At 71.6% G+C, this 14,963-nt stretch carries 19 protein-coding genes; 10 read left to right on the top strand and 9 right to left on the bottom strand.

Features of this window, described 5'->3' with window-relative positions; translation table 11 throughout:
* Positions 1-138: 138 nt before the first annotated feature.
* On the top strand, positions 139-1,008 hold the full coding sequence (locus HUT12_RS21505) for a helix-turn-helix transcriptional regulator (RefSeq protein ID WP_131051071.1): 870 nt from the start codon (positions 139-141) through the stop codon (positions 1,006-1,008).
* Here the strand turns inward: HUT12_RS21505 and HUT12_RS21510 are convergent.
* Complete coding sequence (locus tag HUT12_RS21510; RefSeq protein ID WP_131051072.1) at positions 1,005-1,358, bottom strand: nuclear transport factor 2 family protein; 354 nt, start codon at positions 1,356-1,358, stop codon at positions 1,005-1,007. The genes HUT12_RS21505 and HUT12_RS21510 overlap by 4 nt on opposite strands.
* A 146-nt stretch (positions 1,359-1,504) precedes the next feature.
* Here HUT12_RS21510 and HUT12_RS21515 point away from each other — a divergent pair, with 146 nt between their 5' ends.
* Positions 1,505-1,903, top strand: coding sequence for a VOC family protein (locus tag HUT12_RS21515; RefSeq protein WP_176094524.1), 399 nt, complete (start codon positions 1,505-1,507; stop codon positions 1,901-1,903).
* A 25-nt stretch (positions 1,904-1,928) separates the two neighbouring features.
* Here the strand turns inward: HUT12_RS21515 and HUT12_RS21520 are convergent, their stop codons facing one another.
* The 5 genes from HUT12_RS21520 to HUT12_RS21540 form a co-directional block, all read right to left on the bottom strand.
* Positions 1,929-2,297 carry a cyclic-phosphate processing receiver domain-containing protein gene (locus HUT12_RS21520; RefSeq protein WP_176094525.1) on the bottom strand — a complete coding sequence of 123 codons (369 nt, stop codon included), beginning with the start codon at positions 2,295-2,297 and terminating at the stop codon, positions 1,929-1,931.
* Between the two features lie 338 nt (positions 2,298-2,635).
* Positions 2,636-3,247 (bottom strand): TetR/AcrR family transcriptional regulator, encoded by a 612-nt coding sequence (locus tag HUT12_RS21525; RefSeq protein ID WP_131051075.1) that lies wholly within the window; start codon positions 3,245-3,247, stop codon positions 2,636-2,638.
* 27 nt (positions 3,248-3,274) lie between these two features.
* Positions 3,275-4,129, bottom strand: a complete 855-nt coding sequence (locus HUT12_RS21530) for an SDR family NAD(P)-dependent oxidoreductase (RefSeq protein WP_131051076.1) — start codon at positions 4,127-4,129, stop codon at positions 3,275-3,277.
* A 162-nt stretch (positions 4,130-4,291) separates the two neighbouring features.
* Positions 4,292-4,837, bottom strand: coding sequence for a hypothetical protein (locus tag HUT12_RS21535; protein WP_254876919.1), 546 nt, complete (start codon positions 4,835-4,837; stop codon positions 4,292-4,294).
* 159 nt (positions 4,838-4,996) lie between these two features.
* Positions 4,997-5,521, bottom strand: a complete 525-nt coding sequence (locus HUT12_RS21540) for a DUF1877 family protein (protein ID WP_176095905.1) — start codon at positions 5,519-5,521, stop codon at positions 4,997-4,999.
* Positions 5,522-5,834: 313 nt separating this feature from the next.
* Here HUT12_RS21540 and HUT12_RS21545 point away from each other — a divergent pair, with 313 nt between their 5' ends.
* The 3 genes from HUT12_RS21545 (at position 5,835) to HUT12_RS21555 (ending at position 7,792) form a co-directional block, all read left to right on the top strand.
* The gene (locus HUT12_RS21545) at positions 5,835-6,497 is read left to right on the top strand and encodes a hypothetical protein (protein ID WP_176094526.1); all 663 of its coding nucleotides are present in this window, start codon (positions 5,835-5,837) and stop codon (positions 6,495-6,497) included.
* A 114-nt stretch (positions 6,498-6,611) separates the two neighbouring features.
* On the top strand, positions 6,612-7,019 hold the full coding sequence (locus tag HUT12_RS21550; protein WP_131051077.1) for a nitroreductase family deazaflavin-dependent oxidoreductase: 408 nt from the start codon (positions 6,612-6,614) through the stop codon (positions 7,017-7,019).
* 56 nt (positions 7,020-7,075) lie between these two features.
* Positions 7,076-7,792: an SDR family oxidoreductase gene (locus HUT12_RS21555; protein WP_131051078.1), complete on the top strand. Its 717-nt coding sequence runs from the start codon at positions 7,076-7,078 to the stop codon at positions 7,790-7,792.
* A gap of 89 nt (positions 7,793-7,881) precedes the next feature.
* Here the strand turns inward: HUT12_RS21555 and HUT12_RS21560 are convergent, their stop codons facing one another.
* The 3 genes from HUT12_RS21560 to HUT12_RS21570 all read right to left on the bottom strand — a co-directional run bounded on the left by HUT12_RS21560 (position 7,882) and on the right by HUT12_RS21570 (position 11,212).
* Positions 7,882-8,685: an S-methyl-5'-thioadenosine phosphorylase gene (locus HUT12_RS21560; RefSeq protein ID WP_131051079.1), complete on the bottom strand. Its 804-nt coding sequence runs from the start codon at positions 8,683-8,685 to the stop codon at positions 7,882-7,884.
* Between the two features lie 104 nt (positions 8,686-8,789).
* Positions 8,790-10,166, bottom strand: a complete 1,377-nt coding sequence (locus tag HUT12_RS21565) for a hypothetical protein (protein WP_176094527.1) — start codon at positions 10,164-10,166, stop codon at positions 8,790-8,792.
* Entirely contained in the window at positions 10,163-11,212 is a 1,050-nt protein-coding gene (locus tag HUT12_RS21570) for an NAD(P)-dependent oxidoreductase (protein WP_176094528.1), read from the bottom strand. Before HUT12_RS21570 ends, HUT12_RS21565 begins: the two co-directional genes overlap by 4 nt.
* 123 nt (positions 11,213-11,335) lie before the next feature.
* On the opposite strand from HUT12_RS21570, the gene HUT12_RS21575 reads away from it, so the two are divergent.
* The 5 genes from HUT12_RS21575 to HUT12_RS21595 are packed head-to-tail and all read left to right on the top strand — an operon-like array spanning position 11,336 to position 14,955.
* Positions 11,336-11,995 carry a glycosyltransferase family 2 protein gene (locus HUT12_RS21575; RefSeq protein WP_131051082.1) on the top strand — a complete coding sequence of 220 codons (660 nt, stop codon included), beginning with the start codon at positions 11,336-11,338 and terminating at the stop codon, positions 11,993-11,995.
* A complete protein-coding gene (locus tag HUT12_RS21580) occupies positions 11,992-12,651 on the top strand; it encodes a TIGR04282 family arsenosugar biosynthesis glycosyltransferase (protein WP_176094529.1) in 660 nt (219 codons plus the stop codon). Before HUT12_RS21575 ends, HUT12_RS21580 begins: the two co-directional genes overlap by 4 nt.
* A complete protein-coding gene (locus HUT12_RS21585; protein ID WP_217706033.1) occupies positions 12,648-13,289 on the top strand; it encodes a class I SAM-dependent methyltransferase in 642 nt (213 codons plus the stop codon). Before HUT12_RS21580 ends, HUT12_RS21585 begins: the two co-directional genes overlap by 4 nt.
* Entirely contained in the window at positions 13,286-14,500 is a 1,215-nt protein-coding gene (locus HUT12_RS21590; RefSeq protein WP_254876920.1) for a molybdopterin-dependent oxidoreductase, read from the top strand. The genes HUT12_RS21585 and HUT12_RS21590 overlap by 4 nt, the downstream gene beginning before the upstream one ends.
* On the top strand, positions 14,497-14,955 hold the full coding sequence (locus tag HUT12_RS21595) for a hypothetical protein (RefSeq protein WP_176094530.1): 459 nt from the start codon (positions 14,497-14,499) through the stop codon (positions 14,953-14,955). Before HUT12_RS21590 ends, HUT12_RS21595 begins: the two co-directional genes overlap by 4 nt.
* The last annotated feature ends 8 nt before the right edge of the window (positions 14,956-14,963 follow it).

Below are 14,963 nucleotides of genomic sequence, written 5' to 3' on the forward strand. Positions count from 1 at the left end.
CTTCGACGGGGCATGCCTGCCGCCACCGATACTCGGCTGCCGGCACCGCGCCGTTCAGGGCCGCGTGTTCCGTCGGACCGGACTTCCTGGTACTACCAGGGCCACCGTCAGGCGGACGGGCACGGCGATACTGGCACCATGGACGACCTCGCAGGTTTCCTGCGCACCCGGCGCTCCCGGATCGACCCGTCCGTTCTCGGCATTCCTACCGACACCCGGCGTCGCGTCGAGGGCCTGCGCCGCGAGGAGGTCGCGCACCTGGCCGGGGTCAGCGTCGACTACTACGTACGCCTGGAACAGGGTCGCGCCACCCAACCCTCGGAGCAGGTCCTGGACGCGCTGGCCCGCGTCCTCGATCTCGACGACACCGAACGCGGGCACCTGTACCGACTCGCCCGGCAGCGCCGCCGCCGCGCCCCGTCGCCCAGCGGACGGCCACGCGACGAGGTCCTGCGTGTGCTCGACCTGATCGTGGACGCACCCGCGATGATCATCGATCACCGCCTGGACGTGTCGGCCGGCAACCGCCTGGCCCGACTCCTGTACGGCCGGCAGCTGCCGGGCCTGAACACGGCACGGCACATCTTCCTCGACGAAGCCGAACGCGGGCTGTACGCGGACTGGGAGACGTGCACCCTCGACGTGGTGGGGCACCTGCGTCTGGCCGTCGGCAAGTACCCGGAGGATTCTCGACTGGCCCCACTCATCGGCGAACTGGCGATGGGCAGCGAGCGCTTCCGCCGTCTCTGGGCCCGCGCCGACGTGCGGGCCCGCCGCCACGGCCGCAAGGCGTACCGGCACCCGCTGGTCGGGCTCCTGGAGCTGCACCAGGAGAACTTCGTCCTGCCGGACGACTCGGGGATGGAGTTGCTCGTGCTGTCGGCCGAGGCGGGCAGCGCCAGCGAGGACGGCCTGCGGCTGCTGGCCGCGCTCAGCAGCACCGAGGATCCGGCAGTACGGCACCCTGATCCCGGAAGCCGGTACGCGGCTGCGGAGAAGTCGGACTAGACCGGGACGAAGGTGGCGGCCAACACCCGCCAGTCGCCGCCCTCCCGCACCCACAGTCGGGTGTAGCGCAGCCGCGCGGACATCACGGCACCACCCTGAACGGCATCCACCGCAGCGACCAAGCGAGTCACCCCGGTCCGACCGTCTTCCTGGACGTCGAGCGACTCCTCCACCAGGCTCGTGATCCGCAGCGCACCGGAGCGGTAGCTCTCCAGGTCGTCGTCCTTCGTGAAGACCGTGCCGTCCGGTCCGGCGGCCACGACCTGCGGGTGCAGTAGCGCATCGAGGGACTCGACGTCGGCGGCGCGCTGGGCGGCGTGCAGGTGTCGTTCCGCGGTGAGGAGATCCATCCACCGATCCTCCGCAGCGCAGCGCAACAGGACAAGCGGCTTCGCTCGCGGCAGAACAGCGACGTCGACCCGGCGGGACGCCTGAGTGGTTCCCGGCACGAGATCAGTCAGCCTCGCTGACCCGCCTGCGTGTGCGACAGTGATTCATGCCGTTGAGCGAGCATCACCTCAGGGCGTCGATCGCCGTGTCCGACATCCACCGGGCGGTCGCGTTCTACGAAGGAACACTGGGCCTACCGGCGTTGCAGTCGGGCCCGAGCGCCACCATCACCGACGGCAGCCGCGTCTATGGTGCCGGCGGCGTGGCGGCCCTGAACGTGTACCAGTCGGTCACGGCCGGCACGAGCACGGCGACCCTGGCGACATGGTACGTCGACGACATCGACCGGATCGTCGACGAGCTCGTCTCGTCCGGCGTCGATCTCATCCGCTATGACGGGCTCGAACATGACGCCAAGGGCATCACCGCTCGGGCCGGCGGTGGACGTATCGCATGGTTCCAGGACCCCGACGGCAACACCTTCGCCCTCGAAGCCGACGTCTGACCGCTGGGCGGGGCACTCGTCCCGATCAGCTCGCCGCCGCGCCGCCGAGATAGCCGACGTCCGTGGCGCCTGACGCGATCTGGACGCGGTAGCCCCAGCGCCGGAGGACCTGCGCCATCTTCGCGACGCCCGCCGGGTTGGCGGAGTGCACATAGACCACGCCGATGTCGAGGGGGCGCTTCTCGAACGCGGCCCGTTCCAGGATCTCCACCACCGGCCAGATCGTGTCGTCCCCGCCCAGGTCGTGGTCCAACCACAACTCGTCGACGCGCCCGTCCCGGTACCGACCGAGCAACTCCACTCCGGCAGCACTCGTCCGGGCCACCTCGGCATCGCGCCCGTCCACGAACGAACGCAGGTCATCGACCAGGACGATCGTTCGACGGCGCTCCACGCAATGATCATGCCGCGCACCCTCGCGTGCCACCATGCACATCCGCCGCCGGCGGCCACGTGCGCGCAGGCCCGGGTCACCCCGTCGTCCCGACGGTCGCCGATTATGAGCGCCAACGGGACGCCCCGCGATACCCCTGATCCTCCCGGCGCGCTGGCACACGGGACCTACCGAGCCCATGCCGCAGACCGTCGAGGCATCATGCGTGATCGACGACGACGAAGCGCGGCGGCGAACCGACATCGGCTCCGCGTCGTAGCCCCGCCACGCCGAACGGTGTGCCGCGCCACGTAAGTTGATCATGGTTATGGCCGGTGTTCTGCGCGTGCTCCGAGTCACTAGTCCGAGCGGTCGTCGAGAGAGGCGAGGATGAGTTCCCGTGCGGCGTGGACCGTGGATGAGCAGGTGGCCGGATCCCGGCCGATGCGTTCCGCGCCCGCGCGCATGACGCCGGAGAGCAATTCCACCGCGAGGTGCACATCGCCGACATCGCGGAACTCGCCGCGTTCGACGCCGTCCCGGACGACGTTCTCGACCTCGACGACTATCGCGTGGAACGGGCTGTCCGGCCCCTTCGGCAGTTCGCCGAACGGCAGACCGAAACCGGGCCGGAACATGAGCTGGAGAACCGGGTCCTGGAACGCGACCAGGACCGTCTCGATGATCTCCCGCATCCGCTCCGCAGCCGGGTCTGTAGAACGTGCGGCGATCGTGGCCACCCGATCGACCGTGGGCTGACCCACCCGGTGAGTCAATGCCAGGACCAGCGCCGCCTGGTCCCGGGCGTAGTTGTACAGCGTGTTGCGTGCGAGCCCGGCACGGGTCGCGATGTGGCCCATGTTGATCGAGTCGTAGTCGCGTTCGAGCAGGAGCTGCCGCATCGCCTCGGCGAGATCGACCCAGACCATCGCGTGGTGTTCCTCGATGCTGGCTCCACGAATCCGCGGCATCCGGTCATCCTTCCCTACGGCAGTGGGTCATCCGGTGGCTGCCTTCGGGTAGTGGCGGCGCAGGTTGGCGGCGATGACGTGGTCGAGCATCCGATCGGAGAGCAGCCGGGTCAGGCTGATGACCAGGGCGGCATCACGGCCGATCGTGTAGCGGGTACGCGGCCTGCGGGCCGTCACGGCCTTCGCGATGACCTGGGCGGCGGCGTCGGCCGTCACGCCTGACGCCGTACCCGTCTCCATCAACGTGTTGATCGCCTGGATCAGGCTGCCGTACCGGGCGTCCTGCTCCGGCGTCATCTCGGCAGCCAATTCGTTCGCCGTGGCGACCCCACGGGCGGCCATCTTCGTGCGGACGCCGCCGGGCTCGACCACGACCACCGGCACGCCCAGCGGCGCGACCTCCCGCCGCAGCGAGTCGCTCACCGCTTCCAAGGCGAACTTCGCCCCGGCGTACGCCCCGTACGTCGGCATGGCGGCCTTACCGCCGATCGAGCTGATATTGACCACGCGGCCCTTGCCGCGCAACAGCGCGGGCAGGAGCGCCTGGGTGACAGCGACATGGCCGAACAGGTTGACCTCGAACACCCACCGCCACTGCGCCATCGGCAGTGCCTCGACCGGCGCGTTCACCTGGATTCCTGCGTTGTTGACGAGAGCGTGCAGCGCACGCGGATCGTGGTCGACCCGTGCGGCGAGTGCCGCCACCTGCTCGGCTCTGGTGATGTCGAGAATGACCGGTTCGATGCCGGTCGCACGGACGGCGTCGGCGTCGCGGTCGCGTCGCACACCGGCCAGCACGTGAAATCCCTGGCGGGCCAGTTCGCGGGTGGTTGCGGCACCCATGCCGGTGGAAGCACCGGTGACCACGATCAGCTTCTGCATGTCCGCACTCTGCCTTATACGACAACCTGTCGTCAAGATTGCGACAACATGTCGCGAACCTGCGTCACGCTGGTCATGACCTGACGAAGCCGGAGACGGGCGAGCGGGAGAAGCGGGCCGTCTTCGTCAGGCCGGCGGACCGACGCCGCAGCTCTGGTGGTCTCAGTTCCGGGCCGTCTCCGAAGCGTCGGGCGCCCACCAGCGGGCCGTGGCGGGCGGGCCATCCTGCTGCGCCTCGATCGCCCGGATGTGCCGGTACGCGATCCACAGCGGCGGGAACGCCCCGACCGCGAAGGACAGGTCCACCACGGTCCAGAACCACGGGATCTCCCGCAACGGCCCACAGATCAACGCCAGCGGCACGATCCCGACACAGGCGATCATGCCGAGTTGCACCACCCAGACGTTTCGCACTGGATCGCGCAACGGCCCCCAGAACGCCACCGCGAGCACCAGGTGGGCGAACGCGAGCCAGTCGGTCCCGTACCGCATGAACGGATAGCGCTCGCCAGTCTCGACTAGCCCCACGTGGACCCGCTCGATCCAGCCGACCAGCGCCGGTAGCTGGTCGGCAACGGGGTCGGCCGCCCGTAGCAGCCACCGCACCTCGATTTCGAGCGGAAACGCGGTCACCCCGCTGAGGAACAGTCCCACCACCACGACCCACAGCCAGCCACGGACCCGCCGTAGACGCATCTCGATATCCACACCGTCAGGCTAATGCGGTGTGCAGGAACGTCGGCGGTGTCCCCCGGGGTGCAGCCGGCATTCCGGCACGGCGAGGTCGGGCCCGGCACGAACACGCGGATCATCCCGTGGGGAGATCCGTCCGCTCCGTCTCGACGAGTTGCCCGTCTGCGCTGTGGCTCAGTCGAGCCAGCAAATCACCGCATCGCCGTCCTTGGCTGCTGCGGCGAAGAAACTGCGGGCGTCCGGCAGGAAGTGGGCCGCCCACTCCAGCGTGCCGGGACGCTCCCAGATACTGGGGTAGACCTCCGCCCGGGTCAGCTCCTGCGGGTCAACGCCGCGAACGAGGTCGTCCTCGGTAAGCGTGGCCAGGGCCGATGCCGCAGCCGCGACCTGGTCCGGGGTCAGATACGAGGGTGGCCCGTAGCCCCAGTCGTCGTCGAGGTTGTCCAGGAAGTCGAACATCTCCTCGCTGTCGGGTTCGACGTCCGGCGACTCCACGAACTCCTCTGCTCCCAGCACCAGCGGAATCTCGAAGCCCAGCCGGTCGAGGAGGAAGTCGAGGCCGTGCCAGGCATTGTCGGTGGTGGTCCAGCGGTCCGAGTCGTCGTCCCGCGCCGCCATCGCGACCTCGTGGGCCCAGGGAAGGTCGGCCCGGGCCCGCTCCAGGTCGTCCGGAGAAACCCGCAACCAGTTGCCGTTCATGCTCACGACACCACCCCTAGGTATCGCCTGTGACAGCACCGCAGTTCGACGCTGCCTGGGCGTGAGAACCAGCAGGGACGACAGGGCCATCGGCACCATCGCGGTGCCCGTGCCGGTCCGCGCGAGGTCCTCACTCTGCGGGCTGGACCGACGAGTTCGGGGCAGCGTCGCGCGAGGCACCGCTGATAGGTTGCGTATATACGTACTCGATGATCCACGCCTGTCCGTACGCGTCAGGGACGTTCTCGCGCGGCGGTCTCGGCGAACGACCCGCATGCATGTCGCCGACATCCGGTCGACCGCTGGTCTCCGCGTGGACGACCGGATCGAGGCGGCGCCACCCGAGATCGTCGAGGCGATGGTCTGGTTCGAGGAGCGCTACGGCGGCCTCTGGTATCCGCTCCTCGGGTCCAACGGTATGGAGCACGGCCTGGGCGGTGTGCCGTTGGCCCATCGCGGCCCGCTCGGTCTGGCCTTCGAGGGCATCGTGGACGGCGACTGGACCTGGCCCGTCGATGTCCTCGTCGACGGCCGGACCGCCATGGGTCCCGGGCAGTGGTCGTACCGGGTCATCGACAGGTCCGTCGACCAACGTCTGGAGAGCCACGCGCTGCTTCTGTCGGTGCGCGGCTGGTGTCACCGGACCTTCACCTGCTACACGCCCCGTGACGTCGTCCCGGGGACCGACGAGCGGCACCTACCCCCACCCGTACCGGAGGCGTCCGGCCCGGCCGAGTGCTGGTGGCTGGACGACGATGCGGGCGTGGCCGTCCAGGCCACGCTGGCCGGATGGCCGCCTGAGCGGGACGAGTGGACCCTGCGGTACTTCACCCGGACGCCGGCACAGACCGCCGACGCCAGTCCCACCGTCTTCCGGGCCACCGCCCAGGAGACCGTACCGGCACTGTGGTGCACCCTGTGTTCCCAGCCGATCATCCCAGGACTCACCTGCCCGCGCGCTCGTCCGTCGGAGTGAGACAAGCAGCCTGTTGACGACGAGCCGCCGCCACTCACCCGCGTCGCCGTGTCATCGATCGCCGGGACTGACAGAATCGTGGTCACGGAGCCGATGCACGGGCGAGGGGAATCCATGAGCGACTGGAACGAAAAGGTCATCGCCGAGTTTCGCGCCAACGGAGGGCAGGTGGGTGGCCAGTTCGAGGGCGCACCGCTGCTGCTGTTGCACACCGTCGGCGCCAGGAGCGGCCAGACGCGCGTGAGCCCGATGATGTACCAGCAGCTGGACGGCGGCTACGCCGTGTTCGCGTCCAAGGCCGGGGCACCCACCAACCCCGACTGGTACCACAATCTCGTCGCGCATCCGCAGATCCGGGCGGAGATCGGCACGGACACGGTCGAGCTGGTCGCCCGGGTCGCCGAGGGTGACGAACGGGAGCGGATCTGGAGCGCGCAGAAGGCCGCCTACCCGGGCTTCGCCGACTACGAGCGCAAGACCACCCGCCAGATCCCGGTCGTCGTCCTGGAACCTGCGCCGTAGGCGGACGACACCGTCTCGTTGACCTGAACCGGGGTTGAGGTGCTTCACTGGCGGCCATGGATCTTGACGGTGTGCGCGTCGCCATCACCGGCGCAGCACGTGACACGGGTCGACTGCTCACCGAGGCGTTCGCCGCACGCGGTGCGCAGGTCTTCCTCTCGGCCCGCGACGTGGTGGCGGCGCGGCACGTCGCGGATGAGATCAACCGGCGCGGAGCGGGCCGCGCCGAGGCATTCTCCTGTGACCTCGCCGCGCCGGACTCGGTGCGGGAATTCGCGGCGGCCCTGGCCGACCGCACGAGCCACCTCGACGTGCTGGTCAACAACGGTGCCGCCTACATCCACGGTGACGACCTGGCAGACGTCGCGGACGACACGATCGAGAGCGTGATGGCTGCCGGCGGGACCGGCACCCTCCTGTTGACCAAGCACCTGCTGCCGCTGCTGCGCGCGTCGGCACGGCCGGACATCGTCAACATGATCTCCGCCTGTGGCGAGGTGGGCCACCACCGGTCGGGCGCGCATCCCGCGTTCTACGCGGCCAAGCACGCCCACGCCGGACTCGCCGAGATCCTGTCGCACCGGCTACGCCCGGAAGGGATCCGAGTTATCTCCCTGTTCCCACCGGACTTCGTCCAGGACGGGCCCCGGCGGGCGGACAGCGACCTCACCGCCCAGTCGGTCGTCGACTGCGTCCTCTTCGCGGTGGCACAACCGCGAGACTGTTTCATCCGCGAGTTCCGCTTCGAGCAGGTGAACAGCGCGCGTACCTGAACCATGCGGTACGCGGCGCGCGGCGTTCCCGGCGCGGCCACCGGTCCTCGGACCGGTCCCGCGCCGGGACACCTCACCGCCACCCGAACTCAGGGCAGCGCGATCGGCAGGGCGATGCCGTCCAGACTGTGCGGGCAGGGGCAGTCCCGCGCGGCCGGTAGCGTGGCGATCGCGTCGAGCAGGAGGCCCCGCAGCCGTTCGGTGTTCTCGCCGAAGACCCGGAACACCTCCTCCTGGGTCACGCCCTGGCCGCTTCGCACTCCGGCGTCCAGGTCGGTGACCAGGGCGATCGCGCTGTAGCAGAGGGCCAACTCGCGGGCGAGGACCGCCTCCGGGTGACCGGTCATGTTGATGACCGCACCGCCGATCTGGGTGTACCACCGGGATTCGGCACGGGTGGAGAAGCGCGGTCCTTCCACCACGACCATGGTGCCGCCGTCGTGGGCGTCGACGCCCCGGCCGGCGGCGGCGGACAGCAGGGCCCGCCGCCCGGCCGGGCAGTACGGGTCGGCGAAGGAGACGTGGGCGGCGCCCTGCTCGTAGTACGTCTGGATCCGGCCGCTGGTCCGGTCGACGAGCTGATCGGGTACCACGAAGGTGCCGGGGCCGAGGTCCGGCCGCAGGCCGCCCACGGCACAGGGCGCGAGCACCTGCCGTACGCCGAGGGACCGCAACGCCCACAGGTTGGCCCGGTACGGGATCCGGCCCGGCGGGTGCCGGTGGTCCCGGCCATGTCGTGGCAGGAACGCCACCGAACGTCCACCCACGTCGGCGATCGTCACCGCGTCGGAGGGCGGGCCGTACGGGGTCTGGACGGTGTGTTCCGTGGCGCCGTCGAGCAGCGCGTAGAGACCTGAGCCGCCGATGACGGCGAGGTCAGCAGATGGGGACACGAGTTCACCTTCCATAGTCGACATCCCGGCAGGTCCGGGATCGGTCCCGGTCCGGGACTCGCGAGCAGTTCGTGTTGATGCGGGAATGCGCTCGGAGCGGGGCCCTACCACGCCGTCAACAGCAGGTGGTTGACCGCGAGCGCCACCACTGCCTGCGCGATGAGCCACGTGCGCCGGCCGGGGCCGGGAATCAGGGCGGCACCGGCCATCAGCCACCCGGTGAAGGGCAGCCAGATGCGTTCGACCTCGGCCTTGCTGTAGCCGGACAGGTCCGCGGCCACGATCGCCGCCGCCGCGGCAAGGGGCAGCAGCCAGGCGGCGTACCCGGGTCTGCCGTCGAGCAGCCCGATGACGTCGGCCCTCGACCGCAGCGACGCGACCGCCTGCCACCCGGCGACGGTGGCGCGGCGGAGGACGACCACGGCGGCCGGACCGGCGGCGACGAGCAGGAGCGCCAGGTTCGCCCACACCCAGTAGCCGTAGGCGCGCCGACTGGCCAGGCCCTGGTAGTAGCGCTCGATCACCAGGTGATAGCCGGCCAGCCAGTCGAAGCCGGCCGCCGTGAACGCCCCGACGACCAGAGCCGCGCCCCCCAGCGCCCACCACGCGGCGGACCGGTGCCGGCGCCCCAGGATCACCACGGCCACCGCGATCGGCACCATCAACACCAGGCCATAGGAGAGGTAGCAGCCGAAACCCAGCAGCGCACCGCCGACGAACGCGCCGACCGCGCTGCCCCGGGTCACGCCGTGGGCCAGCAACGCGACGCCGGTGGCGGTCACACCGGCGAAGAGGCCGTCGGCGGACACCCCGGCCCACACCGCCCCGGGGAACACCACCGCGAACGGCAGGACGACGCGCGCCGCGTCGTCGCCGCCGAGCAGTCGCACGGTGTGCGGTACGGCCACGGCGGTGAGCGCGGCGGTCAGGATGCACAGCGCCCCGGCCCAGCCGCCGCCACTCAACCCGATCCGGTCGAGCCAGACGAACACCAGCAGCGCGCCGGGTGGATGGCCGGAGACGTGGGTGGTCCACGAGTCCGGCTGGAAGTCCAGGATCCGGGTGGTGAACGTACTCAGCATGGCGGGGATGTCGGTGACGCCGGGCACCTCGTGCAGGTACTCGTGGCGGGTGGCCAACCGGCCGGCGACGCCGCGCTGCCAGCCGTCGATCAGCGCCAGGGACAGCGTCCAGGCCACTGCGGCGGCATAGGACGACACGAGCAGCCGCCGCCAGGGCAGGCGGGCGGCCAGCGCGGGTCCCCGCCAGCAGACCAGGACGGCCACCGCCACCGCCAGCGGAGTGCCGGGGCCGATGTGCGGCCGCCAGTGCGCGTACAGGGGTGCCGCGCTGGCGTACACCGGACGTCCCAGCAGGTAGAGCACACCGCCGACCACGGCGGCCACGGCGAACAGCCCGACGGCGACCAGCACGGCGATCACGTCGGCCCGTGCCGTGTCGCGCCGCAGCGCCGTGCTCATCCGCGCAGCGGCGCGTGGGCGAACTGCGCGACGCCGTCGGTGAGACGGACCGCCGCGCGGAAGCCGAGTTCGGCTCGGGCACGGGCCGGTGAGGCCACCACGTGGCGGACGTCGCCGAGCCGGAAGTCGCCGGTGACCACCGGCGCGGGTCCCCCGGCGGCCCGGGCGAGTTCGGTGGCCATCTGCCCGATGGTGGCCGGATGCCCGGAGGCGATGTTGTAGGCGCGCCACCCGACCCGGCATCCGGTCGCGGCCACCGCCGCCAGGTTGGCCGCCGCCACGTCGTCGACGTGCACGAAGTCCCGCCGCTGACAGCCGTCCTCGAACACGCGCGGGGCCCGACCGGCGGCCAGCGCCGAGCGGAAGATCGCCGCGACTCCGCTGTACGGGGTGTCCTGCGGCATGCCGGGGCCATACACGTTGTGGTAGCGCAGTGCCACCACCGTGCCACCGGTCTGCCGGCACCAGGCCGACGTCAGGTGCTCCTGGGCCACCTTGGTGGCGGCGTAGACACTGCGCGGGTCCAGCGGCGCCTCCTCGTCGACCAGCCCCGGATCCAGCGCGATGCCGCAGTCGGGGCAGGGCGGTTCGAACCGCGCGTCGGCCAGGTCGGCGGCCGCACGGGGAGCGGGGCGCACCGCACCGTGCCGGGCGCAGCGGTAGGCGCCCTCGCCGTAGACGACCATCGAACTGGCCAGCACGAGCCGGTGGATGTCCGCGCGGGCCATCTCGGCGAGCAGGACGGCGGTCCCGAGGTCGTTGCACCCGACGTACTCGGGCAGGTCGTCGAGGTTGACGCCGAGCCCGACCATGGCAGCCTGGTGCACCACCACGTCGACGCCGGTCAGAGCGTCGGCGACGGAGGCCCGGTCGCGCAGGTCGACCCGGCGCAGCGGGGCACCGTCCACGGTGTCCGGCAGCGGCGTGCGGTGCGCGCCCGGGTGGCCGGCGTCCACCACGGACACCTGATGACCGGCGCGGTGCAGCGCGGCGACGACATGGGTCCCGATGAAACCGGCTCCGCCGGTGACGAGTACGTGAGGCACGCGCCGACGCTAGAGCCAGCCGGGCCCCGCAGGGAGCCGCGCGGACGAGCCGTCAGCGCTCCGTAAGACTTCATCATCGGCTGGTAATACCTGGCCCGCGAGGTCCTCACTAGCGTCCGCGACATGACCGATGTGGTGCTTCCCTGCCGGAACGAGGCCCCGGCGCTGCCCGCCCTGCTGGCCCGGATACCGGCCGGCTACCGACCGATCGTGGTCGACAACGGCTCGACCGACGGCTCGGCCGACGTGGCACGCGCCCACGGCGCGCAGGTGATCAGCGTGGCCGAACCCGGCTACGGTGCCGCCGTGCACGCCGGTGTCCTGGCCGCGGACCCCGTCGACGGGGTGGTGTGCGTGATGGACGCCGACGGTTCCTTCGACCCGGCGCAACTGCCCTGGCTGGCCTCCTCCGTACGCAACGGGCAGGCGGAACTGGCGACCGGCCGACGCCGCCCTGCCGCGCGCGGGGTGTGGCCGCTGCACGCGCGGGCGGCCAACGCCGTCCTCACGCACCGGCTGCGCCGCACCACCGGCCTGCACGTGCACGACATCGGCCCGATGCGGGCCGTGCGCCGCGACGACCTGCTCGCCCTCGGGCTGCGCGACCGCCGGTTCGGGTACCCGCTGGAGCTGCTGATCGCGGCGGACCGGGCCGGCTGGCGGGTCGTCGAGATCGACGTCGCCTACCACCCCAGAGCCGCCGGCACCCGCTCGAAGGTGACCGGCACCCTGCTCGGCACCGCCCGTGCCATCCGCGACATGAGTGCGGTGCTGGCCCGGTGAACGACCTCCAGATCCTGGTGCTGGCCAAGGCACCCACGCCCGGACGGGTCAAGACGCGGCTCTGCCCACCCTGCACGCCCGCGCAGGCCGCCCGGATCGCCGCCGCCGCCCTGGCCGACACCCTCGACACCGTCTCCGCCACCGCAGCCGGCACCCGGACCCTCGTCCTCGACGGCACCCACCCCACCCCCGCCGGATGGGTGACGCACCCCCAGCGCGGCGCTCTCCTCGGCGACCGCCTCGCCCACGCCTTCACGAGCACCCGCAGACTCGGCACACCCACCCTCCTGGTCGGCATGGACACCCCTCAGCTCCGCACCGAGCACCTCGACGCGGCCCGAGAACTACTCGGCGCGACCGGCGGTCCGGACGCGGTCCTCGGCCCGGCCACCGACGGCGGCTGGTGGACGTTGGGCCTGCGCGACCCCCACCACGCCACCGTGCTGCGCACCATCGCGACCTCCACGACGACCACCGGCCGGCACACCCTGGACGCGCTACGCCGTCGCGGCCTGCGGGTGCACCTGATGCCGGAACTGACCGACGTGGACACCGCCGCCGACGCCCACACCGTGGCGGCCCTGTGTCTACCGGGCAGCCGGTTCGCCCGGACCGTCGCCACTGAGATGCCACGTCCCGCAGCGGTGACCCGGTGAACGCCGTCGCGGTCTTCGACACCGCGATCGACCGGGCCGCCGCCGGCATCCCGGCCGGATTCACCGCCCGGCACGCCAGTGGCGCCGTGTACCGCTTCGACCCGGCCGCCTGGTGCCGTGACGTCATCGCCGGAGACGACACGTTGATCGCCGCCTGCACCAGCCACACCCTCGACGTCGGCTGCGGCCCCGGCCGACTCACCAGCGCACTCGTCGACGCCGGCCGCACGGCCCTCGGCATCGACCTCAGCGCCACCGCCGTCCGCCTGGCCCGCCGACGCGGTGCACCCGCCCTGCGCCGCGACGTCTTCGGCCCGGTGCCCGGCACCGGCCGCTGGCGTCACCTGCTGCTGGCCGACGGCAACATCGGTATCGGCGGTGACCCACCCCGGCTGCTGCACCGGTGCCGTCACCTGCTGGCCGCCGACGGACGCCTGCACGTGGAACTGGCACCCGCCGGTACGCCCGCCTGGGCCGGCACCGCGCAGGTCCAGAGCCCACACAGCGACGGCCGCGCACTGCGCTGGGCCTGCGTACCCCTCGACGACCTGCCCGGACTGGCCGACGCCACGGCGATGCGCGTCCTGCACACCTGGACGGAGGCGGGCCGGTGGTTCGCCACCCTGACCCCCCGGTGACCGGCCCCGCGAGCGTCCCCCGACGGATCGCCCAGTGGTGCCTGGCCCCGCTGCCGCCACCACCTGCCACGCTGCGGCGGGGACCGGCCCGCCCCGGGGCGTTTCCGTCCCGGTCACGGTCCACCCGGCTCACCGGCCAACTCGGCGCCGCCCTCGGACTGGCCTTCGGCATCTGCTTCGCCACCGGCCTGCTCAGCCACCTGATCCAACACCCACCGGACTGGTTCGGGTGGCCGTCGCGCCCGATCGGGCTCTACCGCTTCACCCAGGGCCTGCACGTGGCGACCGGTCTCGCCTCGATACCGCTGCTCGGCGTCAAACTCTGGTCGGTCTACCCCCACCTGTTCGGCTGGCCGCCGGCCCGCTCACTCGCCCACGCGGCCGAACGCACCAGCCTCGCCGTACTCGTCGCCTCCGCCCTGTTCCTGCTGGTCAGCGGCGTCCTCAACATCTCCCGCTGGTACGCGCCGATGCCGTTCTTCTTCACCGCCGGGCACTACCGGATGGCCTGGCTGGCGCTCGGCGCACTCCTGGTGCACGTCGGTGTGCACCTGCCCGCCGTCCGCGCCGCCCTCGCCCGCCCCCGCAACGAACCACGGCAGGACGGGCTGAGCCGACGCGCCCTGCTCGGTGGCGTCGCCACCGCGAGCGGGCTGATCACCCTGACCACGGTCGGGCAGACGATCCGCCCGTTGGCCGGCATCGCGGTACTCGCCCCCCGCCACCCCGGCACGGGACCACAGGGCCTCCCGGTGAACCGGACCGCTGACGGCGCCGGAGTACGCACCACCGCCCTCGACCCGGCGTACCGCCTCCAGATCACCGCACCGGGTCGCCGCGTCAGCCTGGACCTCGCCGCTCTCCACGCACTGCCGCAGTACACCGCGCGCCTGCCGATCGCCTGCGTGGAAGGCTGGAGTGCCACCGCGACGTGGACCGGAGTACGGCTGCGTGACCTGGTCGCGCTGGTGGACGCCGATCCCCGGCACACCACGGCACTGGTCGAGTCGTTGCAGGTGAGCGGCGCCTACCGGGCCTGCACCGTGCCGCCGGAACACGTCGGTGACCCGCTGACCCTGATCGCGTTGCGGCTCGGCGACGCACCGCTGCACCTCGACCACGGCTACCCGGCCCGGCTGATCGCGCCCAACCGGCCCGGTGTGCTCCAGACCAAATGGGTCAGCCGGATCACCGTCGAGGAGCACCGATGAGGACCCGGACCGTCCTGGTCGTCGGCGGGTGCCTGCTCATGGCGTACGCCGTCGTCGGTGCCGTCACCGATCCCGACCTGGCACTGGGCGGCGTGCTGTTCTTCCTGGCCGCCGTCCTGGTGGGCCACGACGTCGTGTGGATGGCGGCCGTCCTGGCCGTCGGTGCCGCGTCGACCCGGGTCCCCCTGCGGCACCGGATGACGGTGCGGATGGCCGCCGTGAGCGCCGCCGCGATCACCGTGGTGGCGCTCCCCCTGGTTCTGGGGTACGGGCGCGTGGCCGACAACGCCTCGGTGCTGCCCCTGCCGTACGGCCGCAATCTCCTCGCCGTCCTGCTGGTCATCGCCGGCACGACGCTGCTGGTGTGCCTGTCACGCGGGCGGCGGCGCGCGGCGGCGGATCGTAAGGAATCCGAAAGGCCGGGCGAGGGGCGGTCCGCGACCTCCGGTGGATAGCGTGCTCA

Source organism: Verrucosispora sp. NA02020 (assembly GCF_013364215.1).
GTDB lineage: Bacteria > Actinomycetota > Actinomycetes > Mycobacteriales > Micromonosporaceae > Micromonospora.

Coding starts and splice junctions, on each gene's coding strand:
- HUT12_RS21505 (WP_131051071.1), top strand. CDS start 139: ATGGACGACCTCGCAGGTTTCCTGCGCACCCGGCGCTCCCGGATCGAC.
- HUT12_RS21510 (WP_131051072.1), bottom strand. CDS start 1,358: ATGGATCTCCTCACCGCGGAACGACACCTGCACGCCGCCCAGCGCGCC.
- HUT12_RS21515 (WP_176094524.1), top strand. CDS start 1,505: ATGCCGTTGAGCGAGCATCACCTCAGGGCGTCGATCGCCGTGTCCGAC.
- HUT12_RS21525 (WP_131051075.1), bottom strand. CDS start 3,247: ATGCCGCGGATTCGTGGAGCCAGCATCGAGGAACACCACGCGATGGTC.
- HUT12_RS21530 (WP_131051076.1), bottom strand. CDS start 4,129: ATGCAGAAGCTGATCGTGGTCACCGGTGCTTCCACCGGCATGGGTGCC.
- HUT12_RS21540 (WP_176095905.1), bottom strand. CDS start 5,521: ATGAACGGCAACTGGTTGCGGGTTTCTCCGGACGACCTGGAGCGGGCC.
- HUT12_RS21550 (WP_131051077.1), top strand. CDS start 6,612: ATGAGCGACTGGAACGAAAAGGTCATCGCCGAGTTTCGCGCCAACGGA.
- HUT12_RS21555 (WP_131051078.1), top strand. CDS start 7,076: ATGGATCTTGACGGTGTGCGCGTCGCCATCACCGGCGCAGCACGTGAC.
- HUT12_RS21565 (WP_176094527.1), bottom strand. CDS start 10,166: ATGAGCACGGCGCTGCGGCGCGACACGGCACGGGCCGACGTGATCGCC.
- HUT12_RS21575 (WP_131051082.1), top strand. CDS start 11,336: ATGACCGATGTGGTGCTTCCCTGCCGGAACGAGGCCCCGGCGCTGCCC.
- HUT12_RS21595 (WP_176094530.1), top strand. CDS start 14,497: ATGAGGACCCGGACCGTCCTGGTCGTCGGCGGGTGCCTGCTCATGGCG.